Below are 17,973 nucleotides of genomic sequence, written 5' to 3'. Positions count from 1 at the left end.
CATGACGATTCCTTGCAGCAACGCTGGTATAATCGTCTGCGTTCATTATACATCAAAATGGGTGGTTTGTGAAACCAATAAAAAACGGTCAGGCTGCAAATACACAAGCCCGACCGCTGCTGCTATCCTCTCAGATTGTTCAATTTATTCCGGTGAAATAGTCAAAAATATGATATCATCACCAAAGTAAAGTAATTCAAATGTGATACCATCAGAATCCTTCCACTGCACGCCCAACGTTGTAGTTTCTGGTTCACCTAGCTTCTTGGTCATACGTTCCTGCAAAGTGTCAAATAATTCTCCTTCAGGAATATCAGAATCATTCGTTCTCTGTATTACCTCAGTGATTGTCCGAAGAGAATTATCCGTTCCTAATGCATAAGACAAATTAATTTCCAGGTCATCTTTCTCCAGACCCAAAAATGTTCCGTCCAGCGATTCATGTGTACTGATGTCCTGCGTATCATTCCAGTTAGGTTTCCCTGCGTCAGCATCTTTTTCCAAAATTTGCTCATAGCTTTCTCCGAAGTTAATACCATATGGCATTTTGCCTAAATATCCTTGAGCAGAAGTCATTTTCAAAATTAAGAAAACAACTAGAATCACAACTACAACTCCTGCTGCAATCAGCCATTTAAATCTCTTCGCTTTGTTTGCAGCAACTGCATCCATGGGGATCTCTCCTTGAGCAAGTTCTGCCTCTTCCAGATTATTTGCTGTCTCCGCTCCTATCACTTTCTCTTCCTTAGCAGGCTCAATATGTACAAGTTTTGCTCCGCATGATGCACAAAACAAAGCATCATCATCTGCCTTAGTTCCACATTTACTGCAATACATCTTCTACCTCCTAATATAAATATCGGTATTGAGTTTTTTCTTATATTATATCATAGCATATATTCATATGTCTATATTTTGAAGTTATTTAACTCATAACGACTGCACATATGGATCATTTTCTCTATAACCACCCACTACCCCGTAAACAGTGATATCTTCGCCACCGGTAAAACGTTCACGTCCCTGTGGATAACGATAGTCAATCCGCAGAAGTCTGTCATCAATGGAACCATTACTTATATCTTCAAAATACCTATATATCTATTCTTATAAGAAAATTTACTAAATATATATATCAATCCTCTATAAATTTATTATATTTATACTGAGCAAATTCACCTTAGCAAAATGAACTGCCTATTATTGCTAATAAAAAAATGCTCAAGTCGCCCGACTCAAGCATTTTCAATAGATTGGCTAGGGTAGCAGGATTCGAACCTGCGCATGATGGAATCAGAATCCATTGCCTTACCGCTTGGCGATACCCCAACATTTGGAGGCGACACCCAGATTTGAACTGGGGAATAAAGGTTTTGCAGACCTCTGCCTTACCACTTGGCTATGTCGCCATAATCATAAAAATGATATGGGGTGGATAGTGGGATTCGAACCCACGTATACAGGAGCCACAACCCTGTGTCTTAACCACTTGACGATACCCACCATATAGTATATACTACTCTGCTGAAATTATGCAATTCACCGTCAATTTATGCTCAGCTTTTGCATCATCCACAGCAAAATATACTTTAAAAAAATTGGCGACCTGGAACGGGCTCGAACCGTCGACCTCCAGCGTGACAGGCTGGCATTCTAACCAACTGAACTACCAGGCCGCATTACCGGTTCATTTACCGTACTGCCACTACAAATACAGTAAACGACCTCCGTAAGCCACTTGCTTGCTAGCTGAGGAACTATCACTTACACAGCTCGCATACAAGCGTCAGTGATTTGAAAAATGGTGGGCGTTATAGGGCTCGAACCTATGACCCTCTGCTTGTAAGGCAGATGCTCTCCCAGCTGAGCTAAACGCCCAAAGTGGTAGCGGCGAGTGGAGTCGAACCACCGACCTTCCGGGTATGAACCGGACGCTCTAGCCAACTAAGCTACACCGCCACATAGTTTCTTCAAATCACTGCAAGAAATATATTATCAAACCTAGCTGAGAATGTCAAGAACTTTTTTAGTATTTTATGCTTTTAATATGTCGCAACTTAACATTCTGCCGGCAGGTATCTTTCCTGCACTGCCTATCTTTCCATTCAATGAACAGCTTGAATAGATTACCATTTTCTTGGAGGTTTGTCAATAGGAATTTTAAAATTCCTCAGAAGTTTTTCTTAAACTTTCGCACACGATCTATTCCACCATAAGCTTTGCATATCCATGGTCAAAAACCGTTTTTCCAAACTCATAATCAAAAGTCTGTTTAAACAGTGGACCATCTGTAACCAGCGTATGATATTCTCCATTCTCTCCACAGACATCAACACCTTCTGCTGCAAGACGTGTAAGCAGTTCCAAAGATAATGCTTTCCCCAGATACTCTGCACCCATATATTTTGTATTTACTGTAGTGATTCTTGCAGTAAATCCCGCTTTCAAAAGTTCCTTCACCGCTTCTTTGCGATCCATCTGCCAGAGAGGAAAATATCCTGTAAGACCTGCTGCCTCACATCGATCCTTGTCCCACTTAAGATGTGCTTCTAAATCGATATCGCCAAAGACACAGTACTCAGCGCCCCTGCCTTTCCACTCACGCAGTTTCTCCTCGAACCTTTCCTCGTAATCTGTTCCGTCCGTCATAATTAAATCGATTGGAATTTCCAGCGCCGCAGAAAGTCTATCGAGCACATCCCGTCCCACTCCGTGAAACCAAGCTTTCTCTGCGTTTGTATTATAAGTAATTAAAAGTCCCAGCGGCTCCATATCGGCTTCTATCGCTTTATAAAGTGCTAAACTGCTATCTTTGCCTGTACTAAATGATGCTACAAATTTTTTCTTCTCTGTCATGCTTTCTCCTCTTACTATTCATATCACTCTACCGCAGACAAATTTTCCTTTACAACCCATTCACATGCGCTGCAGCTGCAAGTGCTGCTACGGCTCCATCGGCAGTAGCTGTAGCCAGCTGGCGAACAGACTTGGTTCTGCAGTCTCCGCAGGCAAAAACGCCGGGTGTCTTTGTAAGACAGTCTTCACCAGCGATGATATAGCCTTTCTCATCCAGGTCTACTACCTTTGAAAACGCCTGATTTGCAGGCATCTGTCCGATAGCGACGAATACGCCTGACACCTGCAGCGTTGTAACTTCCTCTGTTTTCACATTACGGATCTTAAGACCATTCACCAGCGCTTCTCCCAAAATTGCTTCAGGAACGCTATCCAGATAAAACTCTACATTATCCTTAGTGAGCAGTCTTTTTACGACAGTCTGCTCTCCGCGAAAAGTGCCTCTTCTGTGAATCAGATAGACTTCTTCTGCCAGATCAGAAAGAAGCTCCGCATCTTCCAGGGCTGTATTTCCGCCGCCGATGACCGCCACTTTTTTTCCTCTGAAAAAAGCGCCATCACAAGTTGCACAGTAGGAAACGCCGCTTCCCACAAATCTTTCTTCTTCTGGAAGACCCAGCGGGCGATTTTTCGCCCCAGCAGCGAGAATAACCGTTTTCGCCTCGTAGCTGCCGTTATTTGTCACAACGAGCTTTATATTCTCACAAGTTTCAACAGAAACCACTTCTTCATAGATAATCTCAGCGCCCTGCTCTGTCGCCTGTTCATAGAAACTTGTCGCCAGTTCAAACCCCGAAATTTTCTTGATCCCCGGGTAATTTTCTACCTCCGGCGTGTTTAATATCTGCCCTCCAAATCCTTTTGCATCAATCAGAAGAGTTTTCTTTCCGGCACGTTGTCCGTAAATAGCGGCAGTAAGCCCCGCAGGTCCCGCTCCAATAATTATAATGTCATACATCACTCTACTTTTCCCTCCTTGAAAATACGCATCATTTCTCTCGTCAGACTGATGCCATCGTCTTTAACATCCATCTCATCTCGGCTGACCCATTCCGCAACAGAAAGTTCTTCAGAATCCATGGTAATCTCATCGTTTCCATCCACATGGCAGAAAAATCCCAAAAGCAAATTACAGTCCGTTCCCCATGGCTGACTCTTATAATAGGTAATATCTTTTACCTTAAGCCCAGCTTCTTCCATGACTTCACGACTCACCGTTTCTTCCGCTGTTTCGCCGATCTCTGTAAAGCCTGCAATCAATGCATATTTCTTGTACGCTCTGCCATTGTATTTTGTAAGAAGTATCTTATCACCATTGATTACCCCTACGATAACTGCTGGCGCAATTCTCGGATACACTGTATTTCCACAGCAAACACAGCGCATCATCCGCTCTTTATCATCGGGCTTCAGACGCTTTCCGCATCTCCCGCAAAATCTGCTGTTTCTGTACCATTGATATAAATGATGTGCAGTAGATGCCGCAAAGGCCAGTTCCTTATGTTCCAAATCCCGCAAATTCCTTGTGGATTCCCAGAAATATCCATCATTCAAAAGTTGTTGAATTACAGATTCCCCGTCGCTTTTCATTAAAAAGTAACCATCTTCTTCAATTCTGAAAAGGTACTGCAGATCAGCCCCTTCGAAAAAAACAGCACTAGGCACTGCCAGCCTGCCGTTGCTACCTTTCCTTACTAAAATTCTATCCTCGTCAAAGACAAAGACCCGATCTTCCGCCTCTGCCTCTTTCTTTTCAAACTCGTTGTACAACTTCCGTTCTCCTAATTCCTGAATCATTTGTCACACCTCTGACTAAAATAGTATTTACTTTCAACTCTATTTTATCACGAAATTCAAGGAAAGAAAGGAAAAGTTTTATAACAGATCTCATAGCCATCGCCTCTATCTCCAATGAGAAAAAGCTGCTGCCGTACACCCTCTTTTATCTGCGGTCCTAAAGCCTTGAGCGATTCAGTATATTTAAATTCCGAAACAACTTCATATACTCGATAATCATACAAGGAGAGATATGTAATTTCTTTTTGAATCGCTTCCACCTCAGAATGAGAAAACAGTATATCATCAGAAAGATTTTCTATAGACAAAATTTTAATACTTTCCACATGCGCCGATTTATAACCTGCCTCATTCCCTTTGATCATATCACAAAATTCATCTATAATCAGTTCCTGTGGTTTTTCTACCACCTCTGTGTTCAGCGTAACAGATCTGTCCCCAAAATCAAACTCTTTCTTTCCTCTATAAATATAGTTTTCTTCTTCTGCATAATTCCTCACCAGATTTTCTAGATAAGTAAACCAAATCTGTTCATAGCTATAATAACACGCACTTTTTTCGTCATAATATCCGTTCTGATAAAAAATCCCAATCCCCTTTATTTCTATGTAATATTCCTGATAAAGCTGCCTCGCATCAAGCCGCTCTATGCCTTCAATATTCTGCAGCAACGTCTTAATTCTCTTCTGTGCTATTTCCTCAGTCCCGCTTTCCGTAGCAAGCGTATACACCGTGCCATCGGAAAGCACTCCCTGTATCTCACGAATTACAAAATCTCCTTCAGCAAAATTTACTGGCTGTTTACTCTGCCAGTAAAAAATTACTGAAAAAAGAATTATAATCATCAGAACACCTACAGTCATCCACGCTGCGACTGTTCTCTTTCTCTGTTTTTTTAAATAACTTCTAATCCCTTTAAGCATCCTCTCTCCGACTTCTGGTTCGCAAAAACATCTTTGCGTGCTCAGTTCCCCTGCAAAGAGCTCATTTACCGAAATCGAAAGAGTATCACATAAAGAATGCAATATTGATACATCGGGAAAACTCTTTGCTCTCTCCCACTTAGAAACTGCCCGATCTGTTACCCCTAAAAGTTCTGCCAGCTGCAGCTGGGTCAAATGCTTTTCCTTCCTCCGCTGCGCAATAAATGCGCCGATTTTCTCATAATCTAAAGTCCTGGTGTCCATCCTCTTCCTCCTTTTTTATATTTTACCACAGACATATCTAAAGCCGCAACCAACTGATAGTTGAGTAACATGGCAAGGGCATGAAGAAAAAATTATCCACCTGAAAATTGTCTTACCCGTGCAATGATTTTAACTTAAAACAGGTATTTCTTGAAAAAGTGTATAAAGTGGATGTGCGATTCTTAACCGAAAATTATAAAATGCTGAAAAAATGTATAAAACCATCTGAAAAAACATACTTACCGGTTATTCTTACAGATATTATCCCTGCTGCCTTGTTGATACTTTGCATTTTGCGTAAGTTTATTTGAAGCTTTACTCAGTATCTTGCATAAAACGCAAAAGTAAAGATTTCTGCCAAAAATCTTTTATACATCATTTAATAAAAATCGCAATTTAGGTTAAAGTTTTCCTTTTTCCAGTTTTTCTTTGACGTTTTACACTGCTTCTATGGTGTACTTATTTAAAATTTGCCTTTTCCTCTTGACAACAGCCACAATATATGATTAAATAAACATATGAACATTCATTCATGTTAATTGAATGATAAAGAGGAGGTTTTATAATGAAAGCAATTCACAAAAGAAATTCTTTACAGCCATTACTTCACCATCACGATGAACACTGTGGCTGCGGTCATGCGCATCACGACCATCACGAAGCCGGTGTACACTGTGACGGCGGTCATAGCCATGAGCATCACCATGAACACCAAGAAGAAATCTGCGATTGCGGTTGTGGCCACGATCACCATGAGCATGAGCACTGCTGTGAGGAAGATGACAGCGGCGGTGATGGAGATGAGGAACACTCGCACCATCATCATGAACACTGCGACTGCGATTGCGAGCACGACCACCACGAACACGATGAGCACCACGAGCATGAGCATCACCACGTTGACGCTGCTGTTCTTGCTAAGGCAGACAAAAAAATCTATCTACTGGAAAATCTTGGCTGCGCCCACTGTGCTTCCAAGATGGAAGACAAAATCAATCAGCTGCCGACTATAAAAGACGCAACCATTACCTACGCGACAAAACAGCTTCGCATTGCTGCTGATGACTGTGATGCACTGCTGCCAGAAATCCGCAGAATCTGCAGTTCTATTGAATCTCAGGTAAAAGTCGTAGATCCTGCTACAATGCAGGCAAAACAGCCATCCAGCGTTGCAGATACAAAAGAAGCCAGCAGCAATTCCAAAAAGAAAAAGATTTCAGAAGACAAACTGGAACTCGGCACGATTCTGGCAGGCGCCCTCCTCTTTGCAGGCGGTGTCATTACCCACCATATGGGGCTGGATCCCCGCATTATGATTGCACTGTCTGTCATATCCTACCTGATTCTGGGAGGAAAAATCATCTTAGAAGCCCTGAGAAACATTACAAAAGGACAGATCTTTGATGAAAACTTCCTGATGAGCATTGCTACCATCGGTGCCTTTATCATCGCTGAATACTTAGAAGCGGTAGGCGTTATGCTCTTTTACCGCATCGGCGAATACTTCGAACATAAAGCTGTCGAGAAAAGCCGCGTACAGATCATGGATGCTATCGATATGCGTCCCGAAGTGGTTAATTTAGTAAAAGGAACATCCGTAGCAATAATCCCCGCAGAACAAGCTGCAGTCGGAGACATCCTGCTTATCCGTCCTGGAGACAGAATCCCTCTGGACGGCATGATCATAGATGGAGAAAGCCGTATTGATACCTCTCCAATCACAGGAGAACCTGTTCCTGTTAGCGCAAAACCAGGCACCGCTGTAACCAGCGGCTGCCTCAATACTTCCGGTCAACTGCAAATCAGAGTAGAAAAACCCCTTTCCGAATCTATGGTTTCCAAAATTTTAGATTCTGTCGAAAACGCTGCTGCAAGTAAACCGAAATTAGACCGCTTTATTACCAGATTCTCCAGAGTCTATACGCCTTGCGTCGTTATCGCTGCACTTCTTCTTGCTGTGGTACCTTCTCTGGCAACAGGAAATTGGAACTACTGGGTTTATACTGCCCTTACCTTCCTTGTTATGAGCTGCCCTTGTGCGCTAGTACTCAGTGTACCCCTTGCCTTTTTCTCCGGCATCGGTGCAGGCTCAAAGAAAGGCATCCTGTTTAAAGGAGGACTTTCCATAGAAGCCCTGGGTAAGCTGAAGGCCGTTGTCATGGACAAAACTGGCACGATTACAGAAGGAAATTTCCTCCTGCAGAAAATCATCTCCGCCGGAACTTATGGCGAGGACGAACTGCTTGCAATCTGTGCAAGTTGTGAGCAGCACTCTACTCATCCGATCGCAACCAGCATCGTCAGCGCTGCCACTGGTAAAGGACTCACCCTTTCGGTTCCAGAAAAGCGGAATGAAATCGCAGGACACGGTATCGTCGCCCAAATGAAAGAAGGGCTTGTCCTCTGCGGCAATCAAAAACTAATGGAAAAATATCAAATTGCTATGCCGACACTTTCTGAGGCTGCAAGCGGCGCCGAAGTCTTTGTCGCCATCGACGGAAAATTTGCAGGGCGCCTCATCATCGCAGATACTATAAAAGCTGATGCAAAAGACGCCATCAGCCGTCTTAAGGCAATGGGACTTCACACCGTCATGCTGACAGGTGATGCAAAAAACAGCGCTGAAGCTGTTGCAGCTCAAGTAGGCATCGATCAGGTATATGCAAAACTGCTTCCGCAGGATAAATTGACCATGCTGACAAAAGTGAGAGAAGAAAAAGGCAGCGTTATGTTTGTCGGAGACGGTATCAACGATGCACCTGTTCTCGCCGGAGCTGATGTAGGTGCTGCTATGGGAAGCGGCGCCGATGCAGCAATTGAAGCTGCCGATGCAGTATTTATGCAAACAGAGGTAAACTCTATTCCAAGCGCCATTTCTATTGCACGAGCAACAAACGCAATCGCAAAGCAAAACATCATCTTTGCCCTTGTAATCAAAGCAGCTGTCATGATTCTAGGCGTTATCGGCTTTGCCAACATGTGGCTTGCTGTATTTGCCGACACAGGCGTGGCTATGCTGTGCGTACTGAACTCAATCAGAGCACTATACAAAAAATAATGTTATCGGGAGGAAACGCTTCAGGCTGCTTTCCTCCCATCCATAAAAATACGGAGGAAGAAACATGGACTTTGAAAAAACAGATCACCCTATCGAGGAAGAAACCCTTTACAGCTTAGCAGAGCTATTTAAGGTCTTTGGCGATCCTACCAGAGTCCGGATTTTGTATATCTTATCCTCTCAGGAACTCTGCGTACAGGAAATTGCAGATACGTTGTCAATGACCCAGAGCGCAATTTCTCATCAGCTGCGCGTTCTCAAGCAGACTGCCCTGGTAAAATTCCGCCGAGAAGGAAAAACCATCTACTATTCACTGGCTGACGATCATGTCGCTACCATCATGGCACAGGGGCTTGAACATGTTTTGGAATAATTTATTGATTCTCAGTAAAGAGCTGCAAAACGGCCACTACATTTTCATTTTTGACTTCTTTTCGAATCCCTCTTGACTTTTTTGCCAGAAGTGGTACATTATATTATATGAGTTTTAGCACTCATTATTATCGAGTGCTAACAACACGGAGTAGAAGACTATGGAGGAGAGACAATGGCTAAGAAACAATTCAAAGCAGAGTCCAAGAAACTCTTGGATTTAATGATTAACTCAATCTATACCCATAAAGAGATTTTTTTAAGAGAACTTATCAGCAATGCCAGTGACGCACTGGATAAGCTGTATTACCAGAGTCTGCAGTCCGGTGATACCGGCATTAAGCGTTCCGACTTTCACATTGACATCACAGCCGATAAGGAAAATCGTACCCTTTCCATCAGCGATAACGGCATCGGTATGAGCGCTGCTGAAATGGAAGCAAACCTTGGTACCATCGCAAAGAGCGGCAGCCTTGCCTTTAAGGAAGAACATGCTGAAGAAAAGAAATCTGAAGATACAAACCCGATTGACATCATCGGACAATTCGGCGTTGGCTTTTATTCCGCATTTATGGTGGCTGACGAAGTTACTGTCACATCTAAAGCCTACGGCAGCGAGGAAGCTAACGTCTGGAAATCCCAGGGTGCAGATGGTTACACCATCAAACCAGCGGAAAAAACAAGCCCAGGTACCGAAATCGTACTTCATATCAAAGAGGATACCGAAGGCGAAAACTATACCACATTCCTGGAAGAGTATACCATTCGCAATTTAATCAAAAAATACTCCGACTACATTCGCTACCCGATTCAGATGATGGTCGAAAAGCGCCGTCCAAAGGAAGATGCTGAAACCAAAGAAGGCGAAATGCCGGAAATGGAAAGCTACATGGAGCTGGATACGCTAAACACCATGGAACCAATCTGGAAGCGCGCCAAAAGCCAAGTTAAAGCCGAAGATTACAACGAATATTACAAGAGTAAATTCGGCGATTACCAGGATCCTTGTCGTGTCATCAGAACCAGTGTAGAAGGCGTTTCCAGCTACACTGCCCTTCTGTTTATTCCGGGACACACACCATACGACTACTATACTAAGGACTACGAAAAAGGTCTGCAGCTTTACTCCAGCAGCGTGATGATTATGGATAAATGCAAAGAACTGCTGCCAGATTATTTCAACTTTGTAAAGGGGCTCGTAGATTCTCAGGATTTAACACTGAATATTTCCCGGGAAACATTGCAGCACGACAGACAGCTTCGCAACATTGCAAAGAACCTGGAAAAGAAAATCAAAAAAGAACTGGCAGACTTTATGAAAAACGACCGCGAAGGCTACGAGCAGTTCTTCAATCACTTTGGCAGACAGTTAAAATACGGCATTTACGACGACTTTGGAATGCACAAAGATGTACTTTCCGACTTAGTCCTTTTCTACTCGTCCATGGAAAAGAAAATGATTTCCCTAGACGAATATCTTGCCAAAATGGGAGAAGCGCAGAACGCAATCTACTATGCATCAGGTGAATCTGTAGAAAAAATCGACATGCTGCCGCAGACTGAATTTATCAAGGATAAAGGCTATGAAATCCTTTACCTGACCGATGAAATCGATGAATTTGTTCTGCAGATGATGGGAACTTACAAGGAAAAACCGTTTAAGTCCGTTTCCGCAGAAGACCTTTCTTTTGAGGAATCAGAAGCCCAGCAGGAAGAAATGAAAAAAGCAGAAGAAGAAAGCAAAGACCTTCTCGCATTCCTGACAGAAACCCTGGCAGGCAAGGTCACCGAAGTAAAGCTGTCCCCTCGCCTGAAAAACTCCGCAGTATGCCTGACTACTAAAGGCGGACTTTCACTGGAAATGGAAAAGGTGCTCAACGCTATGCCGACAGACCAGAATGTAAAGGCAGAGCGCATTTTAGAAATCAATCCAAACCATCCGGTAATGGAAACGCTGAAAGAAACCTATGCAAAAGGAGACGACGGCAAAGATCTCGTCGCAACTTATGCAAACCTGCTCTACAGCCAGGCAGTCCTGATCTCCGGTCTCACTGTAGAAGACCCGATGAAACTAGGTGAAGACATCTGTAAGCTGATAACAAAATAACCGATTTTCCTTTTAACTGCAAAAGAACCCGCATATGACCTACATATCCGGGTTCTTTATTACTTTTTAAATTTTATAGAACGAAGGTTTATGCTGGCGGAACACCGCATAGTAATCAATGCCGCAAGCCTTCACCATCTCTGCGACTTCACAAAAGCCCTCGCCTAAGCGGGAAGATACATGAGAGTCAGAACCAAAGGTGATAATTTCACCGCCCAGTTCTGCATACCGCTTTATAATATCACGGTGTGGATTGGTCATGTTCTTTGCAACAAACTTAGAAGTGTTGCACTCAATGCCCCGCCCTGTTTCGATGAGTTCTTTCAAAATCGCATCTAGAATATCTGCATATTTAGCATAAGTGAACTGTTCCAGTGCACCGGGACCGTAGCGCAGTACAAAATCCATGTGGCCTGCTACATCAAATACCTGAAAACGTTTGATATTTTCCAGTTCCTCCTCAAAATATTGAGAGACTGCAAGCTGGATATCTACGCCTTCATAATGCCTCTTATCCTCAGCGTCCATCTTGTGAAACGTATGGGTTGAACCGATGATGAAATCAAACGGAAAGGAATTTGCAAGTTCTGTCAATCTTTCACAAAGATGAGGCTGCATGCCAAGCTCAATACCTGTAAGTACTTCAATTCTGTCCCCATAACGCTCCTTTACACTGGCTAAATCTGCAACATATGCAGAAATTGCCGCATCATCGCCTCTGTCGTCGATGAGAAACGTAAAATAGTCCGGGGGAAATCTCGGTGCATCAAAGTCCTGATGGTCAGTAATGCAGATAGACTCCATGCCCAGTTCAATGGCGCGCTCTACCTGCTCTGCCACCGGTGTTGTAGAATCACTGGACCATCTTGTATGTACATGCATATCCGCAATCATTATGCTTCAGCTCCTTCACTTTCTTTCAGTTCAGCATCTGCTTCCAGAGGTTTCATGCAAATACCGGTCATAGCGTATACCAGTGCGATTACCCATACTGCATAGCTCATGAAGCAATACGGAAGATATGCGCTGATTGGAACGCCCAGCACTGACGGATAGTAAACGCCGGAGCCAGACCACGGGATAAACCCTGCCATACCAGTACCGAAATCTTCCATAGTTCTGGAAAGGTTCAGTGTAGAAAGACCCATTTCCTTATACTTTTCGTTATACATCTCACCAGTCAGAATCAGTGCTAGCGAAGAGCTTCCGCCGATCGCAACCAAAATAATTACAGAAACCGCAGTTGCCAGAATTAGCGTGAATCTGGTCTTTACAGATTGCAACAGTTTACCAAGCAGTACTTCGATTGCGCCAATCTGTTCCATAATACCTGCAAAATAGAAGCAAATATAGATTAGAATGAAAGATTTCAGCATGGAGGAAAGTCCGCCTCGATTCAGAAGCGTCATAGCGTCTTCCCCTGCCTCTGCAGCTATAAATCCAGGTCTTGCGCCTTCCACCATTTCCAGATTAAATCCGCTGTAAAGGGCAGTTACACCGTCTGCCAGTTCAAATCCCTGATAGAACATACCGATGAGCAGCGCTACAACCGCAGAAATCATCATCACTACCGTAGACGGCTTTTTAGTAACCGCGCCGTATACTACGATTACCAGAGGCAGCAGCACCAGAATATTCCACTTAAATACGGAATCCAGCGTAGAAAGAAGCTGCAGCGTGTTTTCCGGAAGTCCTGTACCTGTGGTGGAAGCACTGATACCCATCACCAGATATACTGCCACACCGATGACCGCAGCCGGAATAACCGTTTTAGACATGTGCTTAATATGATCGAAAATATCGTTCTTCGTGGACAGCGCTGCTAAAATGGTAGTATCAGACAGCGGAGAAAGCTTGTCCCCGAAGATGGCGCCAGTGTAGCACGCACCTGCTACCGCTGCAATGTTTACGTTCGGCATTGCTGTTGCGATTCCCATCATAGTAATACCTGCTGTTGCAGCAGATCCCCATGAAGTACCTGTACAGGTGGAGAAGATCGCACACAATGCAAATGCGGAAACTAAAATCCACTTTTCACTGACAAGCTGTACGCCGTAATAAATAAACATTGGAATGGTTCCGGAGTACATCCAGGAGCCCAGCAGAAACCCTACTGCAATGAGAACCGACATTGCCGGTGCAGCAGATTTAATTTTCTCTGCGGTATATTTTTCCATCTCTTCCCAGCTATAGCCGCAGCGCCAGCCGATGAATACCACCCAGCACAGGGAAATGCCAATCAGCGCTGGCGCAGACAGGTCTGCAAGGGAACCGAAGAAAAAGATTACAAGCAGCACGATGACTGCTGAGAGCGCTTCCACAATGTTCGGTTTTCTCTTTACGCGAACCGGACGCTCTTTGGTCTTAGCCTTATCTTTCATAAATAAGTTCCTCCTTTAAAAATTTATATAGTATTATTGCACTGTGTAAATTATAGCAATATTTCTACAAAAAAACTTCCGAAAATTCTAGGATTCTCCAAACTTTTCTCTTCCTTCTTGCATATATAATGAAGTTGACAATACTGAAACGGAGCGTATTTTATGTTTTATTTTATGATTGCCATTGGACTTATTTTCGCCTATATCAACGGTATGCACGATGGCGGCACCATCGTTGCCACCACCATTTCCTCTCGGCTTATTCCGCCTGCGAAAGCCGTTTTTATCGCCGGGCTTGCAAACCTTTTAGGGGCTCTAGTACTGGGTACAGCAGTGGCCTACACCATATCAGAAAACATTATTGATATCACGCCAGTTCTTGCCGGAAGTTCTGACCAGTGCTACACCTTTGTGGCTGCTTCCTTTGCAGGAAGCATGGTCTGGAATATCCTGACCTGGATCATCAAACTTCCCTCAAGCGCCTCTCACTCTATGATTGGCTCCATGATTGGCAGCGGTATTGCCGCTTATGGCGCAGGATACATACTTTGGAACTCTATCTTTGTAAAAGTCATTCTCGCTATGCTCATATCCCCTCTGCTGGGATTTATCTTCGGCTATTTGTTCCTGAAATTGCAGAACACCCTTTTAAAAAACGCTACCATCGTATGGCAGCCCAGGATTCGTATTCTGCATAAACTGAGCAGTTTTTTCCTAGCGTTCAGCTATGGCAGCAATGATGCCCAAAAGGTCATGGGACTTATCGCCATCGGCCTTGCCGGATATTTTTCCGCAGGAATTGAGATCCCATTCTGGCTCATCGTAAGCTGTAGTGCCGCTCTTGCCATCGGTACTATCACCGGCGGATATAATATGATTAAAACTGTGGGCATGGAAATTTGTAAAATCGATATTCACAATTCCTTTGCCTCCCAGATTGCTACCATCAGCGTAATGACCCTTGCTAACCTGACCGGACTTCCCATCAGCGCCACCCAGGTCATCACCTCCTCGGTCATGGGAGTCGGCAGCGGCAATACGCCTAAATCCGTCAACTGGACTGTTACAAAAAAAATTCTCCTCGCGTGGCTGATTACCATTCCCGCCTCGGCAGCAACCGGCGGTCTGGTCTTCCTGCTGCTTCACCTGATTTAACTGGTAGAAAGGAACTCGAATATCATGAAAAGAAAACCAAATTTTTTCAAGAAAAACGAAAGACCCGATTTTCACTCCATGTTGCTCAAACAGTGTGAATATACATCCAAAAGTATTTCCCTGCTCTTAAACTTTATGAATCAGCCAGACGACCAACTGGCAGATTCTATCGAGCAATGCGAAAAAAAAGCCGATAAGGTCAGAAGAAGCCTCATCGACTATGTAGAAAACTCTTTCATCACACCCCTTGATCGTCACGATCTATTTGCCGTGTCCCGCTCTATCGACGACATGACAGATAAAGTCAAGGATTTAAAGGATTTTCTGGTATTTTTCAGCTATACCCCCTTTGAAAAGCACGTAGAAATGGCACGCTGCATTGCAAGTTCCATTCTCGCCATCACATCAGCCATGGAAAGCTGGAACGATAACTGTGATGTTTTCTGGGAAAATCTAGTCAAGGCAAAGAAGAACGAAAACCAAGTTAAGAGACTTTACTGGGAAATCATCGCAGAACTTGACAAACAGACGCTTCCCTTAAAGGAAATCATTATTATGCGTGAATTTTCTAAAGACCTTAACTGCCTCGCCAACAAGATTGGTCGTGCCGCAGACAGTATCAGTGATTTGAAAATCAAGTCCATCAAATAACATACAAACTGCATTTACAGAACACCACTTTCGTGGAGCAGATGAATCCGAAGCGCTGCGGACAATTCTCCATAAAATTCAGCTTCAGTCTTTTCCTCCGCAGCCAAAAGTTCTTTCACCTTAGAGAGTCTGTAGCGAATGGTGTTTTGATGACAGTTCATAGAAAGGGCGGTAGCGTTGATATCGCCCTTTTGAAATACCCATTCCTGACAGGTAGAAAGGTATTCCTCTCTGCCCAAAAGCGGTTTTAAGAAGCCTTCCGAAAAAGTTCGCATGGCTTGCGTATTTGCTAGAGGCACCAGATAGGAAAATGCGCCGATTTTCTCATAGTTTGCATATTCTCTACCTTCTGCCATGCTGGCGGCAAAGGTATGAAAACTCTCTCGAAGACACAAGTCCAACGCCTCGTGAGGCGGGTGAATGTCGCTTCTGCTAAAGTATACAGCCCCTTCAAAGGATAAATTGTCGCACACTTCCTTTAGAATCACTTCAAAACCTTCAAGGTTTTCAGAGGCGGCAGTCAGAATCACAAAAACACCGCCATCATAACGGCACAACAGACTTTTTTTCTTAAGGGCCTTGTTCATATAAAAGTTTCTGAAAATGCGCGTAGTCTTAAGCCTCTCTCCCTTTGCCCTAGGTCGCACGTAAACGGCCTGCGCATGCTCTTTAAAAAACAGTGAAAGGTTCTTGCAAATACGGCTTACCTCATCCCCTGGCATGTCGCCTTCTATCATTCGTTTAATCATCTGTTCGTCTAAAATCTGCGTGTCATCTCGCTGCACCGCTTCCATGATTTCGTAGACAATATTTTCAAAATACCGCTCCAGCCCAAAAACAAAGATCGGGTAGTTCTTTTCCCTGGAAAAATCCAGTACCTCCTGAGGCAATGTATCAAAGATGACACTCTTAAAGGCAAAAGCAGAAGTTCCCATTTCGTACAGCGCCTTAACCGCCTCCAGAATTCTGCTGCTGTCCGACTGTGCGAACAAAAGAGAGGAAATGACAAAGCTGTCCCTCTCAAAAGGCGCCTCATTCTGATAGTCCACACCCTCAGCAAACTCATAGTCCATAATGCCAACAGAGCAGACCACCCGGTCAAGCCCCCTCTCTCCGGAAAGAAGCCTAAGTCCCTGCAAACTTTGCAAATGCAGCAGATCTTTTACTTTTAATGCCATCTTTTCTCTCCTTTCTGCTAAAAACAAAACGATGGGCACAATGAATCACCCATCGTTTTACGAAGTTTTATGCTTACATGATTAAAGCAGCCCGCCCGCCATTTTACAGTTCTCTAAGAAACTCTGTGAATTTATCCAGTCCTTCACGCAGGGTTTTGGAATCGTATGCGTAGCCGATTCTGACTGCTCCTTCCATTTCAAAACACTCGCCCGGTGTAAAAAGCACACCCTTTTCAAAAAGGAGCTTTTTGCACAGTTCCTGTGATGGTATGTCCTTATTATAATACACTAAAGCTGTGGTTCCTGCAACAGGTCTGAGATATTTTACTTCTGGGGTTTCATTCACCCACTGGTCTAAAATCGCTCTATTTTTATTTAATATGCCTCTGTTTCTTGCAAAGATTGCCTCCTTATGAGCAAGGGCCAGTGAAGACAGCGCATCATCTACCACGCCGCAGCTGATGGTATCGTAGTCGCGTCTTTCGTGGCACAAATGCAGTGCAGCTTCGTCCTTAGTAACAATCCAGCCCATTCTAACGCCTGCCATGGAAAATACCTTGGACATGCTGCCTACAGAAATACCCTTGTCGTAAAGATCTACGATGGAGTGCATATATCTTTCATCCTCAGCAATACCTCTGTATACTTCATCGCAGAGAACATAAGCGTCCACGCTCTTTGCAATTTCAATGATTTCCTGCATAATATCTACCGGAATCCATGAACCGGTCGGGTTATTCGGATTATTGATGGTAATCATCTTGGTTTTTTCATCAACTAAGGACCGAAGCACATCAAGATTTGGAAGATAATCATCCTCTAGGGTCAGCTGCAAAATTCTTACATCTGCACCGATGGACTCCGGAATGGAGTAATGCTGCTGGTAAGTCGGCATAACGGAAACCATGTTGTCATCACGACCAATCAACGTAGTAATCACCTGATTATTTGCACCGATTGCACCGTGAGTTGGAATTACGTGCTGCGGCTTTACGTCTTTATAAAGGCTCGCAATGCCGGCAAGAAGCTGCGGAGATCCAAAGATATGACTGTAGGAAAGGCGCAGGTCTGCAAGGCTTCTCATATAGCTATCCACATCCTCCCCTGCCAGTTCTAACAGTTCTTTAATAGTAATAGAATCTACGCAGGTTTCTGCCAGGTTATATACCGCCTGCTCTTCATACTCATTCATCCAGCGTTCTACTTTAAAAGTTTTAATATCCATGTTTTT

The 17,973-nt window shown here is 43.7% G+C and carries 14 protein-coding genes and 6 tRNA genes; 5 read left to right on the top strand and 15 right to left on the bottom strand.

What is annotated here, in order from left to right; translation table 11 throughout:
* Positions 1–144 precede the first annotated feature (144 nt).
* From V1225_RS07920 to V1225_RS07870, 11 genes are all read right to left on the bottom strand, one after another.
* Positions 145–837 (bottom strand): zinc ribbon domain-containing protein, encoded by a 693-nt coding sequence (locus V1225_RS07920; protein WP_251612502.1) that lies wholly within the window; start codon positions 835–837, stop codon positions 145–147.
* A 417-nt stretch (positions 838–1,254) separates the two neighbouring features.
* Positions 1,255–1,329: transfer RNA gene (locus tag V1225_RS07915), tRNA-Gln, on the bottom strand.
* Positions 1,330–1,334: 5 nt separating this feature from the next.
* Positions 1,335–1,409, bottom strand: a tRNA-Cys gene (locus tag V1225_RS07910).
* 18 nt (positions 1,410–1,427) lie between these two features.
* Positions 1,428–1,503, bottom strand: a tRNA-His gene (locus V1225_RS07905).
* Positions 1,504–1,599: 96 nt separating this feature from the next.
* Positions 1,600–1,676: transfer RNA gene (locus V1225_RS07900), tRNA-Asp, on the bottom strand.
* Positions 1,677–1,802: 126 nt separating this feature from the next.
* Positions 1,803–1,878 (bottom strand) — tRNA-Val (locus V1225_RS07895).
* Between the two features lie 4 nt (positions 1,879–1,882).
* Positions 1,883–1,959, bottom strand: a tRNA-Met gene (locus V1225_RS07890).
* 243 nt (positions 1,960–2,202) lie between these two features.
* Positions 2,203–2,856: a diphthine--ammonia ligase gene (locus tag V1225_RS07885; protein WP_161908198.1), complete on the bottom strand. Its 654-nt coding sequence runs from the start codon at positions 2,854–2,856 to the stop codon at positions 2,203–2,205.
* 49 nt (positions 2,857–2,905) lie between these two features.
* Positions 2,906–3,814, bottom strand: a complete 909-nt coding sequence (gene trxB, locus V1225_RS07880; protein WP_251612504.1) for a thioredoxin-disulfide reductase — start codon at positions 3,812–3,814, stop codon at positions 2,906–2,908.
* Positions 3,814–4,653: an NAD(+) diphosphatase gene (gene nudC / locus V1225_RS07875; protein ID WP_251630192.1), complete on the bottom strand. Its 840-nt coding sequence runs from the start codon at positions 4,651–4,653 to the stop codon at positions 3,814–3,816. The genes trxB and nudC overlap by 1 nt, the downstream gene beginning before the upstream one ends.
* Positions 4,654–4,709: 56 nt before the next feature.
* A complete protein-coding gene (locus V1225_RS07870) occupies positions 4,710–5,840 on the bottom strand; it encodes a helix-turn-helix transcriptional regulator (protein ID WP_251630193.1) in 1,131 nt (376 codons plus the stop codon).
* 565 nt (positions 5,841–6,405) lie between these two features.
* Here V1225_RS07870 and V1225_RS07865 point away from each other — a divergent pair.
* From V1225_RS07865 to htpG, 3 genes are all read left to right on the top strand, one after another.
* Complete coding sequence (locus tag V1225_RS07865) at positions 6,406–8,898, top strand: heavy metal translocating P-type ATPase (RefSeq protein WP_338545986.1); 2,493 nt, start codon at positions 6,406–6,408, stop codon at positions 8,896–8,898.
* 64 nt (positions 8,899–8,962) lie between these two features.
* The gene (locus V1225_RS07860; protein ID WP_160201184.1) at positions 8,963–9,271 is read left to right on the top strand and encodes a metalloregulator ArsR/SmtB family transcription factor; all 309 of its coding nucleotides are present in this window, start codon (positions 8,963–8,965) and stop codon (positions 9,269–9,271) included.
* Positions 9,272–9,445: 174 nt separating this feature from the next.
* Positions 9,446–11,377, top strand: a complete 1,932-nt coding sequence (gene htpG, locus V1225_RS07855; protein WP_160201185.1) for a molecular chaperone HtpG — start codon at positions 9,446–9,448, stop codon at positions 11,375–11,377.
* A 66-nt stretch (positions 11,378–11,443) separates the two neighbouring features.
* On the opposite strand, the gene V1225_RS07850 is transcribed toward htpG, so the two are convergent.
* Together V1225_RS07850 and nhaC are read right to left on the bottom strand one after the other, a co-directional pair.
* Positions 11,444–12,271 (bottom strand): histidinol-phosphatase HisJ family protein, encoded by an 828-nt coding sequence (locus V1225_RS07850; protein WP_160201186.1) that lies wholly within the window; start codon positions 12,269–12,271, stop codon positions 11,444–11,446.
* Entirely contained in the window at positions 12,271–13,758 is a 1,488-nt protein-coding gene (gene nhaC / locus V1225_RS07845; RefSeq protein WP_160201187.1) for a Na+/H+ antiporter NhaC, read from the bottom strand. The genes V1225_RS07850 and nhaC overlap by 1 nt, the downstream gene beginning before the upstream one ends.
* 162 nt (positions 13,759–13,920) lie before the next feature.
* Between nhaC and V1225_RS07840 the strand changes: the two genes are divergently transcribed.
* Both V1225_RS07840 and V1225_RS07835 read left to right on the top strand, forming a co-directional pair.
* Complete coding sequence (locus V1225_RS07840) at positions 13,921–14,913, top strand: inorganic phosphate transporter (protein WP_251630196.1); 993 nt, start codon at positions 13,921–13,923, stop codon at positions 14,911–14,913.
* A 24-nt stretch (positions 14,914–14,937) separates the two neighbouring features.
* On the top strand, positions 14,938–15,564 hold the full coding sequence (locus tag V1225_RS07835) for a DUF47 family protein (protein WP_160201189.1): 627 nt from the start codon (positions 14,938–14,940) through the stop codon (positions 15,562–15,564).
* Positions 15,565–15,578: 14 nt separating this feature from the next.
* Here V1225_RS07835 and V1225_RS07830 read toward each other — a convergent pair whose 3' ends face one another.
* Positions 15,579–16,742 (bottom strand): PucR family transcriptional regulator, encoded by a 1,164-nt coding sequence (locus V1225_RS07830; RefSeq protein ID WP_160201190.1) that lies wholly within the window; start codon positions 16,740–16,742, stop codon positions 15,579–15,581.
* A 103-nt stretch (positions 16,743–16,845) separates the two neighbouring features.
* A complete protein-coding gene (locus V1225_RS07825; RefSeq protein ID WP_160201191.1) occupies positions 16,846–17,967 on the bottom strand; it encodes an aminotransferase in 1,122 nt (373 codons plus the stop codon).
* Positions 17,968–17,973: the final 6 nt, after the last annotated feature.

The organism is Emergencia sp. JLR.KK010 (genome assembly GCF_037018265.1).
Classification (GTDB): domain Bacteria; phylum Bacillota; class Clostridia; order Peptostreptococcales; family Anaerovoracaceae; genus Senimuribacter; species Senimuribacter intestinalis.
This window is presented reverse-complemented; position numbering and strand designations above follow the sequence as displayed.

Coding starts and splice junctions, on each gene's coding strand:
- V1225_RS07920 (WP_251612502.1), bottom strand. CDS start 837: ATGTATTGCAGTAAATGTGGAACTAAGGCAGATGATGATGCTTTGTTT.
- V1225_RS07885 (WP_161908198.1), bottom strand. CDS start 2,856: ATGACAGAGAAGAAAAAATTTGTAGCATCATTTAGTACAGGCAAAGAT.
- trxB (WP_251612504.1), bottom strand. CDS start 3,814: ATGTATGACATTATAATTATTGGAGCGGGACCTGCGGGGCTTACTGCC.
- nudC (WP_251630192.1), bottom strand. CDS start 4,653: ATGATTCAGGAATTAGGAGAACGGAAGTTGTACAACGAGTTTGAAAAG.
- V1225_RS07870 (WP_251630193.1), bottom strand. CDS start 5,840: ATGGACACCAGGACTTTAGATTATGAGAAAATCGGCGCATTTATTGCG.
- V1225_RS07865 (WP_338545986.1), top strand. CDS start 6,406: ATGAAAGCAATTCACAAAAGAAATTCTTTACAGCCATTACTTCACCAT.
- V1225_RS07860 (WP_160201184.1), top strand. CDS start 8,963: ATGGACTTTGAAAAAACAGATCACCCTATCGAGGAAGAAACCCTTTAC.
- htpG (WP_160201185.1), top strand. CDS start 9,446: ATGGCTAAGAAACAATTCAAAGCAGAGTCCAAGAAACTCTTGGATTTA.
- V1225_RS07850 (WP_160201186.1), bottom strand. CDS start 12,271: ATGATTGCGGATATGCATGTACATACAAGATGGTCCAGTGATTCTACA.
- nhaC (WP_160201187.1), bottom strand. CDS start 13,758: ATGAAAGATAAGGCTAAGACCAAAGAGCGTCCGGTTCGCGTAAAGAGA.
- V1225_RS07840 (WP_251630196.1), top strand. CDS start 13,921: ATGTTTTATTTTATGATTGCCATTGGACTTATTTTCGCCTATATCAAC.
- V1225_RS07835 (WP_160201189.1), top strand. CDS start 14,938: ATGAAAAGAAAACCAAATTTTTTCAAGAAAAACGAAAGACCCGATTTT.
- V1225_RS07830 (WP_160201190.1), bottom strand. CDS start 16,742: ATGGCATTAAAAGTAAAAGATCTGCTGCATTTGCAAAGTTTGCAGGGA.
- V1225_RS07825 (WP_160201191.1), bottom strand. CDS start 17,967: ATGGATATTAAAACTTTTAAAGTAGAACGCTGGATGAATGAGTATGAA.